This is a genomic window from Kitasatospora sp. NPDC057512 (assembly GCF_042802135.1).
GTDB lineage: Bacteria > Actinomycetota > Actinomycetes > Streptomycetales > Streptomycetaceae > Kitasatospora.
Map to the genome: position 1 here is coordinate 1 of NZ_JBHVET010000796.1, position 3,638 is coordinate 3,638.

A 3,638-nucleotide genomic window follows, 5' to 3' on the forward strand; every position below is an offset into this window, starting at 1 on the left:
GGCTCCGGGTCAGCCGCCGGACGGGTTCCTGGGGGCGCCACCACCGGCACCGCCGCCGAAGCCGCCGAAGCCGCCGCCACCGACGGCGCCTTCGACCAGCTGGCTGGCGGTGTAGCCGCCGTTGGCGTCGGGGGTGCCGACGACCGTCACGCTCTGGCCGGGCTGCAGGTCTCCGACCTTGCCCTCCTTGTTGAGCTGGACCTTCGTCGCGTCGCCGGTGGTGACCTTGATGGTGTTGCCGTTGGTGTCGGTCAGGTAGACCGTGTTGCCGTCGACGGCCTTGACCGTGCCCCGGGCGAAGCCGGCCTGCCCCGCACCCTGACCGCCCTGACCGGCGCCCTGGCCCCCACGGCGGGAGCCGCCCGGCCCCTGCCCGTAGCCGCCTCCCTGGGCAGCAGCGGCGGCAGCCGGCCGGGCGGAGGACTTCCCGCCGCCCGTCGGCCCGTTGTTCTGCTGGTACCAGACCCCGCCCGCGAACGCCCCGGTGGCGATCACGCCACCCGCCAGCAGCAGGCTGAGCCAGGGCAGCTTGCGCCTCGGCGGCGCGGCCAGTTCGGCGCTCACGTCCCGCGCGTCCGGCGGGGTGGCGAGGAGGGCGACCTGTTCGGCCGGGGTCGCGGCCTCGACCGTGGCGATCTCTTTGCTCATGACAGTGGAGTCCTACTCGTGCCGGAGGGCGTCGATCGGCCGCAGCGAGGCGGCCCGGTTGGCGGGGTAGCTGCCGAAGAACAGCCCGATGGCGACGGCGATGGCGAACGCGCCGAGCACCGATTCGGGGATCACCACCGGCGTGATGCCGACGATGCTGACGTGCGAGCCGGCGACCCCGACGGCCACGCCCAGCCCCGCGCCGATGACCGACAGCAGCGTCGACTCGGTGAGGAACTGCCCGAGGATCACCGCTCGCGGCGCGCCGAGCGCCTTGCGGATGCCGATCTCCCTGGTCCGCTCGGTGACCGTCACCAGCATGATGTTGGTGATCCCGATCCCGCCGACCAGCAGCGAGATCGCCGCGACCGCGCCGAGCAGCACGGTGAAGGTCTTCGTCGTGCTCTCCCTCGCGGTGAGCAGTGAGGCCTGGCTGGTGATCCGGAAGTCCGCCTTGGCGGGGTCGGCGATCGCGTGCGTCCCGAGCAGGACGCGGGTGATCTCGGACTGGGCGGCCGTGGTGCTGTCCGCGTTCGCGGCCTGGACCAGGATCTGGTTGACGGAGCCGAAGCCGGTGAAGGCGTTCTGCACCGTCGGCAGCGGGGCGATGACCACGTCGTCCGGGTCGGTGAAGCCGCTGCCGCCCTTGGCCTGGAGCACGCCGACCACGGTGAACGGCGTGCCGCCGAGGACCACCGACCTGCCGACCGGGTTCTCGGTGTCGAACAGCTGCTTGGCCGTCGTCGCGCCGAGCACCGCGACCTTGCGCGAGTCGAGCACGTCGTCGTCGGTGAAGTACTCGCCGTGCGCGACCTTCTGGTTGGCGGTCTCGAAGTACGACGGATAGGTGCCGACGATCGAGCCGGGGCTGTACGAGATGTTCCCGTACAGCGCCGTCCCACTGGTGGTGACCACCGGGGCGACCGACCTGATCGCCCCCGCGTCGGCGTCGCTCGCCAGCGCCTTGGCGTCGGCGACCGTCAGCTTCTTCACCGAGGAGGTGGCCCGGGAGCCGCCATTGGCCGAACCGGAGCTGACCGTCAGCGCGTTGGTGCCGAGCGAGGTGATCGAGTCCTTGACCGCCACCGAGGAGCCGTTGCCGACCGCCAGCAGCAGGATCACCGAGGCCACGCCGATCAGCACGCCGAGCATGGTGAGCGCCGAGCGCACCTTGTTGGCGGCCAGGCCGCCGACCGCGAAGCGGAGCGTCTGCCAGAGGATCACGCCGACACCTCCGCGCCCGCCACGCCCGCAACGCCGGCCACGCCAGCCGTGCCCGCCGGGCCCGCCGCGAGCTCCGCGTAGGCCGCGTCCAGGAAGGGCGGCGGCCCCTCCACGGGCGCCTGCCGCAGATCGCTCACGATCTGCCCGTCGACCAGCCGCAGCACCCGTTTGGCGTGCCGGGCGACCTCGTCCTCGTGGGTGATCAGCACGACCGTACGGCCGGTGGCGTTGAGCCCGTCGATCAGGGCCAGCACCTCCTCCGTGGAGCGGCTGTCGAGGTTGCCGGTCGGCTCGTCGGCGAGCAGCATCGCGGGCGCCGTCACCAGCGCCCGCGCCACCGCGACGCGCTGCTGCTGGCCGCCGGAGAGCTCGTTGGGCTTGTGGCCGGCCCGCTCGGCGAGCCCGACGAGCGACAGCGCGGCCATCGCCCGGCGGCGCCGCTCGGCGGTCCGGACACCCGCGTAGGCGAGCGGCAGCTCGACCTGGGCGAGGGCGGTGGTGCGGGGCACCAGGTTGAAGGACTGGAAGACGAAGCCGATCTTGCGGTTGCGCACCAGCGCGAGCTGCTGCTCGTCCAGGTGGCCGACGTCGATGCCGTCCAGCAGGTAGCGGCCGGCGGTCGGGACGTCGAGGCAGCCGAGGATGTTCATCAGAGTGGACTTGCCGGAGCCGGAGCTGCCCATCACGGCGACGAAGTCGCCCTGCTCGATGTCCAGGCTGACGCCCCGCGGCTCGCCGGTCTCCAGGTCGGAGGGGCCGCGCAGCGCGTGCACGGTGGCGTCGCCGTGCCCGTACGCCTTGGTGAGCCCGCGGATGCGGATCACCGGGACGGGGTGCGCGGGGACGCGCTTGTCGATGACGTGACGCATGATCAAGTCTCAGCCCTTGCCGCCGCGACCGGCCCCGCCACCGGCGCCACCGGCACCACCACCGGCACCGCCCGGGAAGACCGCGCCGCCGGCCCCGCCCCGGTTGCCGCCGAGGCCCGGGAAGGAAGCGTTCGGGAAGCCGTTCCCGCCGCTGGTGGTGGGGAGTTCGACCTTGTCGCCCTCCTTCAGACCGGAGACCACCTGCACCGTGCTGTCGCCCTCGACCCCGACCCCGACGGTGACCCGCTCGGAGGCGCCGTCCGGCTGCACCAGGGTCGCGGTGCGCGACGTACCGGTGCCGGACAGCGCGGAGGTGGGCAGCGAGAGCGCGTTGTCCGCCTCGCCGGTGATCACCTGGACGGTGGCGCTGAGGCCGGTGCGCAGCGTGCTGGTGTCGCCGGTGATCTGGAGGGTGGCCGCGTACTGGACGGCGGCGGAGCCGGCCGCGCCGCCGGAGCCGCTGCCGGTGGGCAGCGAACTGACCGACAGGACGGTCGCGTTGAGCTTGGTGTCGGACTGCGCGTTCAGGGTGACGGTGGCCGCCTCGCCCTTCTTCAGCTTGAGCGAGTCGAGCTCGGAGAAGTTCGCGGTGACCTGCATCCCGGTCGGGTTGGTGAGCACGATGAAGCCGCTCGGGGCGGCCGCCGAACTCGTGCCGGTCCCGGTGGACTTGCCGGAGGAGGACGAGGACGAGCCGCCGGAGCCGGTGGCCCCGACGGTGTCGCCGACCTTGCCGGAGACCGAGGCGACCGTGCCGTCCACCGAGGCGGTCAGGGTGGTGCCGGTCAGCGCCGCCCGGGCGTTGGCCAGGGTGGTCTGCGCGGTGGCGACCTGCTGCTGGGCCTGGGCCACGGCCGCGTCGTCGACCTTGGTGGTGGTGACGGTGGTGGTCTGCGG

4 protein-coding genes are annotated in these 3,638 nt (G+C 73.0%); all 4 read right to left on the reverse strand.

Annotated features, from left to right (window positions below):
- Window positions 1–9 precede the first annotated feature (9 nt).
- Window positions 10–648: a DUF5666 domain-containing protein gene (locus ACFU6K_RS33860; RefSeq protein WP_380669634.1), complete on the reverse strand. Its 639-nt coding sequence runs from the start codon at window positions 646–648 to the stop codon at window positions 10–12.
- A gap of 12 nt (window positions 649–660) precedes the next feature.
- Window positions 661–1,872 carry an ABC transporter permease gene (locus ACFU6K_RS33865; protein WP_380669636.1) on the reverse strand — a complete coding sequence of 404 codons (1,212 nt, stop codon included), beginning with the start codon at window positions 1,870–1,872 and terminating at the stop codon, window positions 661–663.
- Entirely contained in the window at window positions 1,869–2,741 is an 873-nt protein-coding gene (locus tag ACFU6K_RS33870) for an ABC transporter ATP-binding protein (protein ID WP_380669638.1), read from the reverse strand. The genes ACFU6K_RS33865 and ACFU6K_RS33870 overlap by 4 nt, the downstream gene beginning before the upstream one ends.
- 9 nt (window positions 2,742–2,750) lie before the next feature.
- A partial coding sequence (locus tag ACFU6K_RS33875; protein WP_380669637.1) for an efflux RND transporter periplasmic adaptor subunit occupies window positions 2,751–3,638 on the reverse strand: 888 nt, incomplete at its 5' end.

Bases quoted from the DNA above. Each gene is read 5' to 3' on its own strand.
- ACFU6K_RS33870 (WP_380669638.1), bottom strand. From the start codon at position 2,741: ATGCGTCACGTCATCGACAAGCGCGTCCCCGCGCACCCCGTCCCGGTG.
- ACFU6K_RS33860 (WP_380669634.1), bottom strand. From the start codon at position 648: ATGAGCAAAGAGATCGCCACGGTCGAGGCCGCGACCCCGGCCGAACAG.